13 protein-coding genes are annotated in these 16,816 nt (G+C 42.5%); 3 read left to right on the top strand and 10 right to left on the bottom strand.

Annotated features, from left to right (window positions below; genetic code table 11):
• The first annotated feature begins 403 nt into the window (after positions 1 to 403).
• The gene (locus ACBR23_RS20525) at positions 404 to 2,131 is read left to right on the top strand and encodes a diflavin flavoprotein (protein ID WP_371117255.1); all 1,728 of its coding nucleotides are present in this window, start codon (positions 404 to 406) and stop codon (positions 2,129 to 2,131) included.
• 233 nt (positions 2,132 to 2,364) lie between these two features.
• Positions 2,365 to 4,110 carry a diflavin flavoprotein gene (locus ACBR23_RS20520; protein WP_341737679.1) on the top strand — a complete coding sequence of 582 codons (1,746 nt, stop codon included), beginning with the start codon at positions 2,365 to 2,367 and terminating at the stop codon, positions 4,108 to 4,110.
• 311 nt (positions 4,111 to 4,421) lie between these two features.
• Here the strand turns inward: ACBR23_RS20520 and ACBR23_RS20515 are convergent, their stop codons facing one another.
• From ACBR23_RS20515 to ACBR23_RS20490, 6 genes are all read right to left on the bottom strand, one after another.
• Complete coding sequence (locus tag ACBR23_RS20515) at positions 4,422 to 4,703, bottom strand: YiaA/YiaB family inner membrane protein (protein ID WP_341737678.1); 282 nt, start codon at positions 4,701 to 4,703, stop codon at positions 4,422 to 4,424.
• A gap of 227 nt (positions 4,704 to 4,930) precedes the next feature.
• Positions 4,931 to 5,797, bottom strand: a complete 867-nt coding sequence (locus tag ACBR23_RS20510; RefSeq protein WP_371120341.1) for a Uma2 family endonuclease — start codon at positions 5,795 to 5,797, stop codon at positions 4,931 to 4,933.
• On the bottom strand, positions 5,688 to 5,918 hold the full coding sequence (locus tag ACBR23_RS20505; RefSeq protein WP_371120991.1) for a hypothetical protein: 231 nt from the start codon (positions 5,916 to 5,918) through the stop codon (positions 5,688 to 5,690). The genes ACBR23_RS20510 and ACBR23_RS20505 overlap by 110 nt, the downstream gene beginning before the upstream one ends.
• The gene (locus tag ACBR23_RS20500) at positions 5,919 to 7,775 is read right to left on the bottom strand and encodes a C1 family peptidase (protein ID WP_371120342.1); all 1,857 of its coding nucleotides are present in this window, start codon (positions 7,773 to 7,775) and stop codon (positions 5,919 to 5,921) included.
• 68 nt (positions 7,776 to 7,843) lie between these two features.
• Positions 7,844 to 8,101 carry a hypothetical protein gene (locus ACBR23_RS20495; RefSeq protein WP_371120343.1) on the bottom strand — a complete coding sequence of 86 codons (258 nt, stop codon included), beginning with the start codon at positions 8,099 to 8,101 and terminating at the stop codon, positions 7,844 to 7,846.
• A 50-nt stretch (positions 8,102 to 8,151) separates the two neighbouring features.
• Positions 8,152 to 12,585 (bottom strand): caspase family protein, encoded by a 4,434-nt coding sequence (locus ACBR23_RS20490; RefSeq protein ID WP_371120344.1) that lies wholly within the window; start codon positions 12,583 to 12,585, stop codon positions 8,152 to 8,154.
• A gap of 147 nt (positions 12,586 to 12,732) precedes the next feature.
• On the opposite strand from ACBR23_RS20490, the gene ACBR23_RS20485 reads away from it, so the two are divergent.
• Positions 12,733 to 13,089 carry a CU044_2847 family protein gene (locus tag ACBR23_RS20485; protein ID WP_371121383.1) on the top strand — a complete coding sequence of 119 codons (357 nt, stop codon included), beginning with the start codon at positions 12,733 to 12,735 and terminating at the stop codon, positions 13,087 to 13,089.
• A 114-nt stretch (positions 13,090 to 13,203) separates the two neighbouring features.
• Here the strand turns inward: ACBR23_RS20485 and ACBR23_RS20480 are convergent, their stop codons facing one another.
• From ACBR23_RS20480 to ACBR23_RS20465, 4 genes are all read right to left on the bottom strand, one after another.
• Positions 13,204 to 13,635: a hypothetical protein gene (locus tag ACBR23_RS20480; RefSeq protein WP_371120346.1), complete on the bottom strand. Its 432-nt coding sequence runs from the start codon at positions 13,633 to 13,635 to the stop codon at positions 13,204 to 13,206.
• A complete protein-coding gene (locus tag ACBR23_RS20475; RefSeq protein WP_371120347.1) occupies positions 13,632 to 14,357 on the bottom strand; it encodes a DUF433 domain-containing protein in 726 nt (241 codons plus the stop codon). Before ACBR23_RS20475 ends, ACBR23_RS20480 begins: the two co-directional genes overlap by 4 nt.
• Positions 14,358 to 14,583: 226 nt before the next feature.
• Complete coding sequence (locus ACBR23_RS20470) at positions 14,584 to 15,681, bottom strand: hypothetical protein (protein ID WP_371117258.1); 1,098 nt, start codon at positions 15,679 to 15,681, stop codon at positions 14,584 to 14,586.
• A gap of 116 nt (positions 15,682 to 15,797) precedes the next feature.
• A complete protein-coding gene (locus ACBR23_RS20465; protein WP_371117259.1) occupies positions 15,798 to 16,775 on the bottom strand; it encodes a hypothetical protein in 978 nt (325 codons plus the stop codon).
• Positions 16,776 to 16,816 lie beyond the last annotated feature (41 nt).

Genomic DNA, 16,816 nt, shown 5'->3' with positions numbered 1-16,816 from the left:
CGATTGAAATAGTCACTTCATTGGATTCCATAATAGAGGATACCTAACTGTATACACTCTATTATGTGTACATTCCGGTAAGTTTGTCTATATATGGGTAGATTTTATCTGACAGTTCCCAACCCTTATATCTTGAAAGAAGTAGATTGCGATTTACCCTTGGGTGGGGGCGGGTTTTTGAGATTGTCAGTTTTTGGCAATTATTGTTGGTAAAACCCGCCCTTACAATTCTCGAAGCGAAGCGATATAGTGTGGGGATTCCCGTCTAGTCAGCTAAAATCGATTCGATCGACATCAGTTTTAAAATGTTTAACTGATTGATAGGAAATTTGATAAAATTTTACAAAAAAAACGTGCAAGAATGTAAGTAATAAGGTAAGAATCACTGACTAGGAGGCACGCCATGGTAGCGCTGACTGAACGAGTCCAACGCAGATTGACGGTGGAAAAAGTCGAAATTGCCCCTGACACAACGGCAATTCGATGCTTGGACTGGGATAGAGACCGCTTTGACATCGAATTCGGACTCAAAAACGGTACCACTTACAACTCATTCATCATTCGTGGCGAAAAGACAGCCCTCGTCGATACCTCTCACGAGAAATTTCGCCAACAATATTTAGACACTCTCACGGGGGAAATCGACCCGAAACAGATTGACTATATAATTATCAGCCATACCGAACCCGACCATAGTGGCTTGGTTAAAGACGTGCTAGCTTTAGCACCCCAAGCCATTGTCGTCGGTGCAAAAGTAGCAATTCAATTTTTAGAAAACCTGATACACCAGCCCTTTGAGCGACTGATAGTCAAAAATGGTGAGAAACTAGATTTAGGAAACGGCCACATTATCGAATTCGTATCGGCACCGAATTTGCACTGGCCCGATACTATTTTCAGCTACGACGCTAAAACTCAAGTGCTGTTCACCTGCGACGCTTTCGGGATGCACTACTGTTCCGACAGTACCTACGATGACGATTTAGCAGCAGTAGAAGAAGATTACCACTTTTATTATGAGTGCTTGATGGCTCCCAATGCTCGATCGGTCTTGAGTGCCATGAAGCGGATGGCAGAATTGGGAGAAATCGGTACTGTTGCGACCGGTCACGGCCCTTTGCTACGTTACAACGTAGTGGAACTCACCGGGCGCTACAAAAAGTGGAGCCAAGAACAAACCAAGACAGAAACAACAGTAGCAGTATTTTACACATCGGACTACGGATTTAGCGATCGACTCAGCCAAGCCATCGCCCACGGAATCACCAAAACCGGTGTAGCCGTAGAAATGATGGATTTAAAAATCGCCGACTTACAAGAAGTCCGCGAACTCGTCGGTACAGCCGCCGGGATTGTAATTTGTTCCCCACCAAGCACGGGCCCTGCTGGGGCGAATGCCGAAGCGGCCATCAACACAATTTTAGTAGCAGCCAACAACAAACAATCCTTCGGTTTGTGCGAATCCGGTGGCGGAGACGACTCATCAATTTATCCCCTACGAAACAAGTTCAAAGAATTGGGTTTAAAAGAGATATTTCCCAATATTTTGATTAAAGAAACGCCCACCGAAGCAATTTATCAACTGTGCGACGAAGCCGGCACCGACTTGGGACAGTGGCTGACGCGGGACAAAGCCGTCAAACAGATGAAATCTCTTGACAGCGACCTCGATAAAGCCTTGGGAAAAATCAGCGGCGGACTGTATATCATCACCACTCAAAAAGGCGATATTAGCGGTGCGATGCTAGCTTCTTGGGTGACACAAGCCAGCTTTAAACCCCTAGGTTTAACCATAGCAGTTGCCAAAGATCGGGCGATCGAATCAATGATGCACGCCGGAGACAAATTCGTGCTAAACGTGCTAGAAGAAGGCAAGTATCAAACCTTAATGAAGCACTTCTTAAAACGTTTTCCACCAGGTGCCGATCGATTTGCCGGAGTAAAAACCCAAGCCGCAAACAACGGTTCTCCCATTCTGACAGAAGCCTTAGCCTACATGGAATGCCAAGTAGTCAGCCGGATGGAACTTTCCGACCATCACATAGTATATGCCACAGTAGATAGCGGCCGCGTATCCAATCCCGACGCACTCCCCGCAGTGCACCACCGCAAAGTCGGCAATCACTACTAGGAAGGAAGAAGTCACCCCCCCCTGCCCCCCCCAAGGGGGGAAGGAAGAAGGAAGAAGGAAGAAGGAAGAAGGAAGAAGGAAGAAGAAATTAGCTGGCTAAACATCTTTTGTTTTTTTCCCTCCCTTCTTTCTTCCTCTGCGTTCTCTGCGCCCTCTGCGGTTAAAGAAAAAAAATCTAATTCAGAAAATCAATAGCATTGCTGTAGCAAAATTAATAGAAATAGGTGCAATCAATGACTAACACTTTAATTTCCAGAGAAACATCAGAAATCAAACCCCGCGATGTACAATTTTTTCAGATTGCAGCAGATACAGCAGCAGTACGATCGCGAACTTGGGACAGACTAAAATTTGAAGTAGAATATTCCCTGCAAAGGGGAACAACAGCCAATAGCTACATCATTCAAGCTGAAAAAACAGCCTTATTAGACCCGCCGGGAGAATCTTTCACTCAAAACTATCTCGATTGTTTGCAACAAAGGCTAGACCTAAAAAAAGTAGATTACGTAATTTTAGGACATTTTAATGCTAACAGAGCGGTAACAATTAAAGCTTTGTTAGAATTATCACCTCAAATAGCTTTTGTGTGTACAAATCCAGCCGCCATCGCTCTGCGAGCATCCTTTCCCGAACAAGAATTAAACATTTTAGTAGTCCGAGGGGAAGAAAGACTAAACTTAGGAAAAGGTCACGAACTAAGATTTATTGCCACTCCTACTCCCCGCTGGCCAGATGAACTTTGCACTTACGATCCGCAGACTAGAGTCGTGTTTACTGACAAATTCTTTGGCGCTCATGTTTGTGGCGATCAAGTATTCGATGAAGGGTGGAGTGTTTACAGCGAAGACAGACGTTATTATTATGATTCCCTCCACGCATCCCAGGCGAAACAAGTGCTGGCGGCAATGGATAAGTTGGCGGATTTCTCCACAGCATTTTATGCTCCCGGTCACGGCCCGCTAGTGCGTTATGGCCTCCACGAACTCACCAATTTGTATCGGGAATGGAGCCAACAACAAAACTCGAAAGACTTGACAGTTGCGTTAATTTATGCTTCTGCTTATGGCAATACGGCAACTTTAGCCCAGGCGATCGCCAAAGGAATTACTAAAGCCGGCGTGGCGGTGGAAACCATCAACTGTGAATTTTCCGAACCGGGAGAAATTCAACAGGCGATCGAAAAATGCGCGGGATTTATCATCGGAACTCCCACCCTAGCCGGACACGCACCGACGCAAATTCAAACGGCTTTGGGAATTGTTTTGTCTACAGCAACCAAGAGTAAGCTGGCTGGTGTTTTCGGTTCCTTTGGCTGGAGTGGAGAGGCGATCGACTTAGTAGAAAGCAAGTTGAAAGATGCCGGATATCGCATCGGATTTGAACCGATTCGAGCCAAATTTAAGCCGACGGCGGCGACGATTCACGAGTGCAAAGAAGCGGGAACAGATTTTGCTCAAGCTTTGATTAAATCGCAAAAATTGCGGGCGCCAAAATCACAATTGACGGGGGGTAGCGATCGCACGGAACAAGCAGTAGGAAGACTGGTTGGTTCTCTGTGCGTACTCTCGGCCAAGCGTGGGGAGGTCAGCAGCGCCATGCTTGCATCGTGGGTATCACAAGCCACCTTTAGTCCTCCTGGGTTGACTATTGCGGTGGCGAAGGATCGGGCGATCGAAGCTTTGATGTATGCCGGCGATAAATTTGTGCTAAATATCTTAGCAGAAGGGCGACAGTTGCGGAGGCATTTCATGAAAAACTTTGCTCCTGGAGAAGACAGATTTGCCGGAGTCGAAACAATTGAAGCTAGCAATGATTGTCCAGTATTAACTGATGCTCTGGCTTATCTAGAATGTGAGGTGGTGAGTCGGATGGAATGCGGCGATCATTGGGTAGTTTATGCAAAAGTCGAAAACGGTCATTTGTTAAATAATGACGGGGTGACAGCAGTCCATTACCGCAAATCAGGTAGTCATTATTAACTGATTCGGTAATTTATTTTAGGTAGGCATCCTTGCCTGCCTTTGAGAGGCTGTTAAAGGCTCCTAGTCATTATGATTGAACTGCGAAGGCGCGTAGGACGCGAAGGGAGAGAAGAGAGAGTTTAATTCAGGACGATGAAGAGAGGATTTTATATCATTCGCCCCAGCAGAAGTTCTGATTCATTCCCTCCTTAAAAAGTTCTGATTCATTCCCTCCTTAAAAAGTTCTGATTCATTCCCCCCGGCAGAAGTTCTGATTCATTCCCCCCTTGGGGGGGGTAGGGGGGGGTTCTTCTTCCTTCTGCCATAACTTATTTCAAAGGATGGTGATCCGCAAGAATTTTTTCAACTCTAGCCTCATCAATTCTCGCAGTCAATCTAGTAGCCTCATTGTTATCCCGAATCGTTTTTGCTAAAGTAAAAGAAGAACCAACCGAGAAAGTCAAACCCATACCCACAAAACTTTTTACCCACACATCAACTGGCAAGTAAATGATACCGACCGCCGTGGTAGAAGTAGCGAGAATAAAGGAAATCCAACACTGTAAAATCCAAGCATTAGTATCTTTTTGACGTAAAATTTGTTGTGCCATAATCTCTCCGGTTTAAATATATCTTTCGGTGGATTAACTTCAAGAATAGAGAGTATAGAAGAAGCGATCGGGAGAGATAGGGACAGTTTGGATAAGTGCACAGAGCGATCGGAGTTTTAACTAAAAAGGCGATCGATACCAATAGGGTTTCAGCCTCAAGTAGTCAGGATGGGAGTAGACAGTTGGTAAACTGGACTAATTAGATGGATGGAGTTAGATTAATTGTGTTAATTACTAGCGTCCGAGTCTATGCTTTGCTGCTGTACTTGTTGTAGCAAAGCTTGATAACGTTGTCGCTCTTGTTCGAGTTGTGCGATCGCTTCATCCGCACGTTGCCGTTCCTGTTGGGCAAGAGATTGAGCAATTTCCTTCTCTTGCCGTTCCTGTTGGGCAAGAGATTGAGCAATTTCCTTCTCTTGCCGTTCCTGTTGGGCAAGAGATTGAGCAATTTCCTTCTCTTGCCGTTCCTGTTGGACAAGAGATTGAGCAATTTCCTTCTCTTCCCGTTCCTGTTCCCTCAGTTGATCCATTTCCACAGGAGTGAGAAACTTCCGGCCATCTGGACGATAAATTTCCAGAGTATCCTCTGTCAATTCAAAGCGAATTTCCAACAACGGACTAACCCAGCCATTCATCTCTGCGATCGGTTCAAACCAATCTTCATCCCGAACAAAGCCAGTCAACTCAATATTATCTGGATCGTAAATGTAATATTCTTGAACTCCATAGCGCTGATAAAACAGGACTTCTTCTCCTGTTTTGACCGAGCGGTTCCCAGGGGATAAGATTTCAAAAGCGACTTGAGGAGGGATGTTATCTTCTTTCCACTGCTCATAAGAACCTCTGTCACCTTTTGGCCTACCAAAGACTACCATTGCATCCGGTGCTTGGCGAATTTTGTTATTTCCTTGAACGGGATACCAAAGCAAATCTCCAGCGACGAATACATCTAGGATGTTGGCAAACAAGATTTCTAGATTTTCTTTAATAGTGACAATCCATCGGAATTGTTTGGTATTGTCTGACATTGGTTCTCCGTCGCTGTCTGGGTAGATAATTTCTGATACAGTTTCGGCCGATAGTTTTTGTACCATGCTGTTTGATGGTTGTGGTGCTGATTTTAGTATAGCTTTTGATGGTGGGAGGGGTGATATCCTTGGGGTGGAAAGGAAAAGAGCGATCGCTTTTTAACCACTTAACGCTTTTATTTTGCATTTACCCGCCGCAGCCGGGTTCGCCTGGATTGCAAGAACCCCCCCCTGGAGCATGGGATCCTAACCCAAAATCTCCTGCCTCGAACCATTCTGCTTTAACTAACGACCACCAATCAGCAGTTAGCCCTTTTAAAATATACTCATAAGGAAGCCAACCATAACCTTTCTGACCCCATTCTGTTCCCCAAGAGTTTTTGATTAGGAATGCTCCTCTTGTTGGCTTTTCTCTGCCATTGGAATGCTTGATTTCTTTGTAGTTATTGTAGCCAACTGCCAAAACCGTATGCCCTCCTATGACTTGATCTTTTTTACTGGGGTAGGGAATACAGCCACTACTGATGTTCTCTTTATTGTAAATGGAACTGTAGACGGTAAATCCGAATATACAGGGAAAATCCGCTGCTAAAACTGCTTGAATCTGAAAGAGCAGAATTTCTTTGGTAAGATCGGGGCGATCGAGGCGGAAATATTTAAGTGTTTTATAGCTTTGGGCATAGGAATAGCAGAATGCTGGTGGCTCTTCATCAAACTTATCCGCCTCATAAGACCAGTATTTTTCTGGAGGAACCCCGAATGCTACCATTGTTTTCATAGTTTCCCGCACAGATGCCCCCACATCGCCCGTAGAGTTCATTAAATTGCGCGCTACTTTATAGAGAAATAGTGGAGAAATAGAGGTATATTCGTCTTTAGCTTTTCTGGCAAAGTATTCTAATAGTGCCGCCGCTGCAAAAGCTGTGCATGAGTTAAGAGAACCTTGGTCTCTAATTGGAGAACACCAGGTGGTTAAGTCCACGCCGCTAGGCAGAATACCGTAGGGTTTTAGATCTTCTTCCGCTAACTTTTTCTTAAATTTTTCATACCACTTCCTGTTAACTAACAAATCTAAGTTTGTGAGGGGAATAATGTTTTCACTATCTGTTAAAGCCAATTGGTTTTTTGGATTTTTATTATGCTTTTTGCAATCTTCATTTTCTTCCTTATCTTCTTCAATTTCAAATAAGTATAGTGCGGAAAATGAATTTAAGAGCTTTTGGTCTCCGCTGAGGCTATATTTTGTTATGTATCCTTGAACAATGAGCTGGATAATTTTATAAAAAGTTATTATCTTTAATTTTTCGTGGTCGGTTTTAGCCAGATTTTCTCTCTCTTCTAGTTCTATCTTTAGGCGAGATGCTACTTTTAAAATAGCTCCTTTGACAGAGGAATTTTCTAGAGATTGATCGAAGTTTTGGAATTTGTTTAATTCTGCTTGTAAAGCAGATTCTAGGTCTTCGTGAGTAGCAAAAGGCGAGATCATTTCAGTTATTGCAGATACGAGTGGCTCAACCACATAAAACTCTTGTCTGAACATTTCAAAAAAATTAGACTGACTTGAATCTTTTTGATTTGCTGGTTCTGTTTTTTTAAGTTCTAACATTTCTGGAAAGAACCAAGCTATTTCCTTATTGTCTTGGGGAACTGTATTAAAAGATATCCACCAGGATTTAAGAGTATCAAAAATAATTTTAAATGTACTATCCTTTATCCAAATAGGAATAGGTAGCAAGTCAGCTAAAGGAGTATTTTTATCTGGCTGTGAATAGTTGATATCGCCAAGAAAATTACCGATCGCAGTATAAGTTTCTACTCCGACTACACCATCTAGTCTAATATTAGCTTGTTTTTGGAATGCCTCAACAATTTTTTGTGTATTCTCATCAAACTCTTCATTATGTAGCCATTTCCAATATTCTGACTGATTTTTAAACAAGTCTATCGGCTGAAAATCAACAGAAAGTCTGGGATGAGAACTCAGCAAATGAAAGTAATACTTTAACTGTCTAACTTTTGGACTTGGGGTAATATCTAATTTCAAACTTTCGCTATAAACTTTGACTTTGACAAATGTAACTTCCCCAAATACTTGATTCTCCAGCTCTGTTTTTAAATCTTCAAGGGTTTCTTGCCTGGGAATTTTTCCACAGTTTTAATTAATTTGATCAAGCTTTCGGCAATATCTTCAATCGATTTAGTAACTTCGTTTCTTCTGAGATTGCCACTGTTCCTAATGGAATTGCCATTTTTTTGAACTTCCTCACTATCCAACAGATAATCTCTTTCATCTGGATAGTCTGGTACCCATCCCAATCCTTGCTTTCTCCAGTCCTTTGCTTGGTTGTTTGCTGTTCCTTGAGTTTCCATTGTTACCTCGATGTTTTTATTGAATTAACTTGAGTAAAAGTGATAAGGGCTTACTTGCAAATATTTTGCGGAGCTTGGGGATTAGTCTGGAAGTAGCCGTGTAAATGTTTGCACCCTCGTTCTACCAAACCCTCCAGAGTTAAATTTTCTAACTCCCGCCATATAATTATAGTACCATCTGAACTGCCAGAGATCAGGATTTTACTATTGGTGGGATTAAAGCTAATAGTATTAACCGCACGGCTATGACTCTTGAGAGTGGTGATGAGAGTCCCGTCTAAGTTCCACAGTTTAATGGTGCGATCGTTACTAGCGCTAGCAATTGTATTACCGTCAGGACTGAAACGAACGCTCATCACTTGATCGCTATGACCTGTTATATTTTTTAACAGTTGACCGTTAAAATTCCAGAGTTTTACAGTTTTGTCTTCACTAGCAGTAGCAATGAGGTTTCTTTTGGGATGGAAATTTATATCCTGAACTGCTGCATCATGTCCTTCTAAAGTAGCTTTTGGTTTTCCTTTTATATCCCAAAGCTTTGCCGTGAAATCGCCGCTAGCAGTAGCCATATAGTCACCATTAGGACTAAAAATAACAGTCCATATTTCTCTTTTATGAGCTAAGAACTCATTTTTTTTGCTCCCATCTATACCTAATATTTTCACACTCCCTTTACTATCAGCTAAAGCAAGTAACGGGTTACTTATAATCGGATTAAAGCTAACGCTACTAGAGCTTTCTAAAGGACTTTGCCTAGATATAGTTTTCTCTAGTTGGTATTGTTTTCCTTGCCAAGTCCAAAGCTTGACAGTATCATCACGACTACTGCTAGCAATTTTATCGCCATTCGGCGGGCTAAAATCTACGCTATTAACTTGCTGGGTATGTCCGATTAAAGATTGTTGCCAGTTACCATTTTTATCCCAAATTTGTACTGTGCTATCCTGACCAGCACTAGCAAATTTTTGACCGTCAGGACTAAAGCTTACATAAAATACTTTCTGGCTATCAGCTTGGAGACGAGTCACTAAAGGCAGTTTAACTTGCCAAAGTCTTACTGTAGTATCGCCACTAGCTGAAGCCAGGATATCTCCCTTCTTGTTAAAGCTAACGCTTTTTACTCGGCTGGTATGACCGCTAAGAGTTTCTATTTTTTTTGTTTCTTTTTCGTTTTGCTCCCAAAGCTGCACTTGACCGTCTAAGTTTGCAGTGGCAATTGTGTTTTTGTTTGTTTTTTGGTCAGGACTAAAGCTTACACTGGTAAATCCGCTTTCTCCCTTTATGGTTAGGTTACTCAGAGGAGTACCGTTTAATTTCCAAAATCTGACTATCTTATTTTGGCTAGCTGTAGCAATCATTTGACCATCAGGACTAAAACTTACACTATTAACACTGGAGTTGTGTTGCAAAATTATTGGATTTTGTTGAAGTTTTGGTGTTAACTTCCAAAGTTTGACTGTACCATCTACACTGGCAGTAGCTAAGATATTTCCTTGTTTATTAAATTTCAAGTCGCAAACTGTTTTCTGATGAGGTTTAAATGGTTTGCCTATCTGTTGCCCATTAGTGGAGTTCCAGAAAGTGACTTTACCACTATTATCGCCTGTGGCAATCATGTCATTGGAGATGAAGGTAACGCTATAAACTAAATCGTCATGCGGCAAGGTGTATTTCAAAGTGCCGTCTTGATTCCAAAGTTTTACAGTTTTGTCGAAACTAGCACTAGCAATTATTTTGCTGTCAGGACTAAAAGTTACAGAAGAAACTGGATCACCGTGCTGGAATTTTTCCTGTAAGACAATAGATTTTTTTTGATTTTCTTCGATCTTCCAGAGTTTTATAGTTTTGTCGAAACTAGCACTAGCAAGCATTGTACCGTCGGGGCTGAAACTGACGCTCTGGACAACAGTATTATGAGCTTGGATGCGATCGCGCTCTCTTACCCAGTAAACTGCTTGTGTTAGAGTTTCCATTACTTGTTCGCGCACTTCTTTATTACCAGGAACCCAACCTATCTGTTTTAACCTAGTAGCTGCTTTTAAAGCTTCAACCAAAGGGTCGAGAGAATTTCGATTTAGAATAAATTTGGCTTCTGATGCTTGACTCAGGGCGATAATTTGACCTCTTTCTGCGTTAATCCAGGCTGTTCCCGCAAGTATAGTCAATCCTGTCATGGTAATTAGGGATGCGATCGCTAACCGAGTCCGCTGTTTTTGTACTCGGACTTTTTCAGATTCAGCGTCAGCTCTAGCGCTTTGATTTTTAGCGTTTTCTGCTTCGGCATCAGCTCTTTTTTGAGCTTCTCTCGCTCTTTCCATCTGAGCTATAGTTTTAGCTGTTTCCTCTTCAGCTCTTGCTGCTTCAGCTTTAGCCTTAGCTTCGGCAAGTTCTCGCAATTGTCGCTGTTGCTCTAAATCATCTTGCACCTCCCGATCGCGCCTACCAACACTTTTTACCAAAAACTCCCTATCATCCCCAGTCAAATTCGGCAGCACCCTCTTCTCCCACTCCTCAACCTCCGCCAAGCGCGCCCCCGTCAGCAGCGCATCATCTGACTTGCGATAAGTTTCTTCCCACTCCCGACAAGCTATCTCTAACCGCCGAGAAATCCGAATATTCTCCAGATCCTCTTCAATCCAATTACTCAGTAACTTCCAGCGACACAACAGAGCTTCGTGAGCCACTTCCACCGTGTTTTCATCCACAATAATTAAACGCTGCTGCGCCCCAGCTAACAGCCCAATTACCCGATCTAACTGCTCTGGAGAATCCGAGATCGCCCTTAGTCGATCCCAATCAACCCGCCGGCGCGTTACCTCCGTACCCTCACCCAACTGCACCAACTCCATAAACAGTTTGCGTACAAAAAGGCGATCGCCCTCACTAAGACTTTGATAGATCGCATTAGCTCGATTTTCCAAAGCCCCTTGAACACCACCAATATCTTCATAGCCCTTTCTCGTCAGTAACGGTTCTGGAAATTCCGGTTTTTCAATACAAACTCGCCACAACTCCTTCAAAGCATATTGTAACAACGGTAACGCACCCGGTTGACCCGCCACATCTTGGGCAATTTGCGATACCAACCCCCGCTCAAATTTTACCCCATGCAATTGGGCCGGTTTCTCGATCGCCTCTGGCAACTCTTCAATCCCTAGCGACTTGACAATATAAGTTCTAGGCGGAATGTGATTGATCAAATTTAAAACGTCTGAATAATCAGCGCAACGAATTAAAAAATCTCCACGAATTGCAATAATCATCCGGCTGTTTCGCTCAGGATCGTTCATCTCATCTGCAATCAAACGGATAAAACTCCGCCGCTCAGATTCATCTTCACAAAGCGTAAATACCTCCTCAAACTGATCTATAAAAATTACAAAAGGCTCATTCCGCTCTCGATACCGAGCTAAAACATCCACCAACTTTCCTAGGGGATACTTCCCAGGAGTAAAAGATTCAACTGACCATTGACTACTACCAGGAATTCTATCCCGACTTAACTGTGGCAGCAATCCCGCTTTAATTAAAGAAGATTTCCCCGAACCAGAATAGCCAATAACCGGAATAAAACGACTATTAGTTAAGTGAGTAATCAGTATCCGAACAGCTTCCTCCCGCCCACAAAAATACTTTTCTTGTTCAGCTTCAAAAGCAGAAAGTCCTAGATAGGGATTTTGGCGATCGAAACTAATTTCAGTAGCCGGCATTTCTGACTGCGGATACGTTACCAGAGTAATGGAGCGGCCCCAGCCCATGCGAATCGGTTCTTGCACAAAACTCTTAAGTTCCCCACTGATGTAGTCGAACAAAAGATCTCCACTAACACGACGATTGCGACCCGCATTTGCTGATGCCAATCCCTTCAGCACAGCACCTGTAAAATAACTATTTGGTTCACCTTTTAAAGATTTGGCAGTCTCAAATGTTCGGCAAGCCGCCATTAAATAATAATCTCTTTGTGTACTGAAAGCCCTCAGAGTTTGCTGCACAAGCTGGCTTTCTAAAAAATAGCCACTATGACAACAATCCAACAACATTACTAAACTGCTCAAATCGGATTGCTGAATTAAATCGTTGAGACTTGCTAAAGAAATACCATATTTATAGTCAATAACTTCCTTCCCAGCCATTTCCACCTGACAGTCAGAAGTCGCTAAAACTCCCTTTTGCTGTCCCAATGTATCGGAGAAGGTAAAGCCATGACCAGCAAAATAAATCAAAGCTTCATTTTTAGTAGCTCTATCTAACAGTAAAGTTCTCAATTCTTGACCGACTTCAGCCGCTGTAACTGCCTTATCAGCGCTAATTTCAAAACAATTTTTTTCGGCATTCCATCGTGCCGGCAATCGCTTCACCTCAAAACCGCCATACTGCTCTAATACTTGCGCCAAAATCTCCGCATCACTAGCAGCTTTCGGAAGACGCGACATTTGTGAGCTTTGATACTGAGTAATACCAATAACCAGGGCATAACGAGCCATTGAGTTTCACCTGAACTTAAAAATACTGGCTTAATTGACAAACACCCTGAACCGTTGTTTTCCTTTAAACGCTATAATAACTAAACTTTCCGGAAGCAAGCTCGATCTTTAAGTAAAATCTACATAAACTTAACAAAAGGTAACATTATGTCCGAATTACAGCGTTTCGCTTTTAAAGAAAAGGGTGAAGTGTACGAAGTCGTAATTGACGAAGCTGCAACCTCACAGGACGATAGTCCTTATGACGAAGAGAGGGGCCTGGGAAGCGATGCGCTTAACCGGATGCAGCAAGCTCGCCTGCTCATTCGCAATTATGCTATGTATGCTGTGACGGCTTTTAAAGATTTTGGTGCGGCTGAGGTTGAAGAAGTAACACTAAAATTTTCTATCAAAATGGGTGGCAAAACTGGCATTCCATATATTACCGAAGGTTCAGCAGAAAGCAACTTAGAAATAGAGGTAAAGTGCAAGTTTCCTAAATCTCCTACAAACGAAAAGTCTTAAACCGTTCTTAAGGCTTAATTCCAGCTAAGTAAACCCACCTAACAAAACAGAATAGGCACTTTCTCTTAGTCCGCCTCGGCGGACTTCGTTTGTCTATTTCAATGTCAAAAAGTTTCAATCGCCGAGTGATGCTTTTTTAGGGAGCTTTTTCAAAAGTTCCTTTTGGTTTTTGCAGGACGTTACTTTACCAGACTGGTGTACCTTAGCGATGAAAGGTGCTTGATTCCCCCGAATAAATCGTTGCATATTTTCTAAGGCATTTACAAAAGCTTGTGCGACTACAACTCCAGAAACATCGCCGCCCACAAATGCAAAAAGCCGTACATCGCCTTGAGCCACGGCTAATAACTCCAAAGGACGGCTAGCGATTTTCTTGTCCTTTGTTAATACCACCCAATTGCGCTCTCCAACTATCCTCAGCCAATCCTCATCATTGATATCTTGACTAAAATGATCGTCGTGAATTTCTACTGTAGCCCCCACATTTCGTAGTGAATCTGCCAGTTTCTTTCCTAAACATCTGTCTATGAAAAATATCTCATTCATGCTGCCAACAGCGGAAGTTCGCAGCGAATACCTTCCTCAATTTGGAGCCGATCGCAATTGTAGTCTTCGGCAAGTTCATCGATGGAATCCCCAGCTTTGTAACGTTCCGCCAGCATAGCTGTGGGAATGCCAGTTCCAGCTAAAACTGGGCGGCCAAAGGAGATTCTGGGGTCAATCATCACTGTTTTAGGTTCGTCGGCACCTGGTAGCTTCGTGAAAGGGTAGAGTTTGAGGGGTAATCCAGCTTCATCTCGTACAATGCGATCGAAATAAGTTTTTAGAATCTGTCTTGCTTCCTGTTCCCTGTCGGATGCTGCAAGCTGCTGTCCGAATCTCTCAAACAAAAGAGCTATTCCCTCGATTTGAAACTCAATTCCACCGTATAATTGAGGAGTCGAAAGATGATCGTTGATGTAGTCGAGTTCAGTGCTAAGTTGTTTTCGGGAGAAGCCAGTAGCCTTAAAAATGGCAATCAAGACATGAGCCTCTACCAAATTTGTGAAAGAAAGTAGTGTAGTTTTGGACTGGGGAAGCAGTTCAAAATTTTTGGGGTGAGGTAACTTAATCAGTGGCTCAAAGAAGCGCTTTTCCGCTTTTGTTTTCGAGAACCAGCCACCAACCCAATCTCGCAACCTATCCTTCCGCAGCCTGAGATATTGCGCTGCTTGAGGGATAGAATATATAGGAATGTCGCGCGGATCGAAGTTTTTAGTATCAAGCATATAGCAATCCTAAATCATTTGTGAGTTTCTTACTCCCTCCCCTTGGTAAGGGGAGGGTTGGGGTGGGGTAAAAATTTTACGACTCATTTAGTATCAAGCATAGCAGTTGTCCTAATCCTAAATACTTATATATTTGCACAGTTCGCGGGCGATCGCAAAAATCTCTCCCTTCCATACCCCGATACCCGACTTCTTCAAGAAATCGGGTATCTAAAACTGCTACGGATTACTTATTTTTCTGCTGAGTCTTCGCTTGTTCGATCGCAATTTCCTTCACAGCCTGAAACGAATTCAAATTCGACGCACCTTCAATCGCCTTCACCGCCAAATCTTGCACCTGTTTCAACGCAGAATCCAATTGTTTCGACAAGCTAGCAATGCGAGACTCTTGATTTTGAATAGTCTGCAACATACCTTGGATTTGCAGTTCATAATTTTGCTTTTGTCCTTCCAAATCTTTAGCAAACAAATCCGCCTTAACTTTAGCTTGATAATTGCCGATGTTCCGACCATTATCTTTACCATTCTTGATATTAGCTTCCAGTTCTTTCGGAAAAGCTTCCACCTTTGCTTTCACCTCAGCATAAAGTTTTTCCCGTTCCGCAATAGATTTCTCCCGTTCCGCCCACTGTTTCTCCTGTTCCTGCTTAAATTCTTCGATTTCTTTGTACAGCCTTTGCTGGCGCTGTTCATATTCTTCGATATCCAGATTGCGCTGAAGCTCCAAATCATAATCATACAACTCTTCATCCCGATCGCGAACTTTTTGCTCGCTATCATTCCGTTCTTGAACTGCTAATTCTTGCAGTTGTTGCTCTTTTTCCCAAGCTTTGCGTAATTCCAGGAGTTCCTGTTCAATAGTTTCTCGCTGTTGGCTGATTTCTTCAGTAAATGTTTTCGCACTTTCTTCGTATTGTTGGATTAAATTATCCAGGGTATCTTCCGCAACATCTTCTAAACTGTGTAACTCTTGCAGTTGTTGAACTTCCTCACCTACATTCCGTCGCAATTCCTCCAGTTTAGACGCTTCGGAGGTCAGTTTTTCAGACAATTCGCTGACCGCACCACCGAAGCCAAATTGCAGTAAAATTAAATTGTCGATCGTAGCCTGCATTTTTTGTTGAGTTTGAGTTACAACCATTGGTTTATTTACCTCGATAATCGCTTTTTCTGGAACTACAGTTTGCTTTTGCGAAACATTGACTGATGGGCTTTTATTAACCTGCTTCAGTTGCAATTCCAAAGCAGCCTTAGCTTCTGTTGCTTCTTTGTATGCTTCCAAAATTTCAGCTTTGGTACTCTTATCACTCACTTTTTTGTTCACAACTTTTCATCTCCTAATCATTGGGCGATTTTTGTTTGATTTAAGTTCAACTTCTTAGTCCGCGCAGGCGGACTTCGCTTGTGTAGTCGCGGTTTAAACCGCCGAATTTCTAATCTTTAAGATTTAGTAGCAAAAGCTTTCATTGCCAAATCTTGCGCTTGCTTCATCGTAGCTTGCAGTTGCGCCGAAATTTCCGCAATTTGTTCAGTTTGTCGCCCAATATTCTGCTGCAAAGATTGCACTTTCAATTCATATCCCTGCTTAGTTCCTTCCCATTCTTTATCCACTAAATCTGCTTTGACTTTAGCTTCGCGGGAAACCTCTTGAATGGCTTCTTCTTTGGCTTTGATATAAGCCTGTTTCAGTTCTTCTTCAAATCCGGCTGCTTTAGTTTGATTCTTTTCAAACTCAGCTTGATTGTCACTCAGGACTTGTTCACGCTCTACCCAATTCTTCTCTTTTTCGCGGGTATATTGATGCAATTCTCGTTCTAGTTTGCGTTTCTTTTCTTCGTATTCGTCAGTTTCAATTTTGCGGGTGCGTTCTAATTCGTAGCGATAATCGGCTGTTTCCTGTTGACGTTCTTTGAGTATTAGTGCAGTTTGTTCGGCAACTGCTACGTCGAATTCTTGTTGTTCTTTTTCCCAGATTTTGCGTTTTTGAAGCCTGTCTTTTTCGATAACTTCGTGCTGAAGGGCTGCACTTTGCTCTAAGGCTGTTATTTTCTCTTGGTGTTCTTGGGTTAAAATATAGAGTGCATCTGCTACAACTCGGATTTGCTGCAATTGTTGCAATTGTGCTGTTTCTATTTCAATGGCGCGCTTTAATTCATCTAATTTTGATGATTCCGTATTTAATTTTTCTGAAAGTCCGCTGATGATGTTACCAAAATCTAATTGCAAGTCCGCTAAGCCTTTGACAATACTGTCAATTGTATAGGTAGAAGCGACTTCGAGGAGTTGTTGGTTTTTGGCTTTTTCGGCTGACTGTTCTTTCGTTTCTACTTTCGATTCAATCTTTTTTCTTTCCGCTATAATTTGCTGAAAATTTTGCTGGATTTTGGCTTTGCTTTCTTTGGCTGTTCCTAGTGTCATAATGCTGGTTTCTCCTGATTCTAATTTTTATTTCTGTGGGT

The organism is Microcoleus sp. (assembly GCF_041354475.1).
Lineage (GTDB): Bacteria > Cyanobacteriota > Cyanobacteriia > Cyanobacteriales > Microcoleaceae > Microcoleus.
The sequence above is the reverse complement of the archived record's forward strand: the minus strand, read 5'-3'. Positions and strand labels throughout refer to the sequence as shown.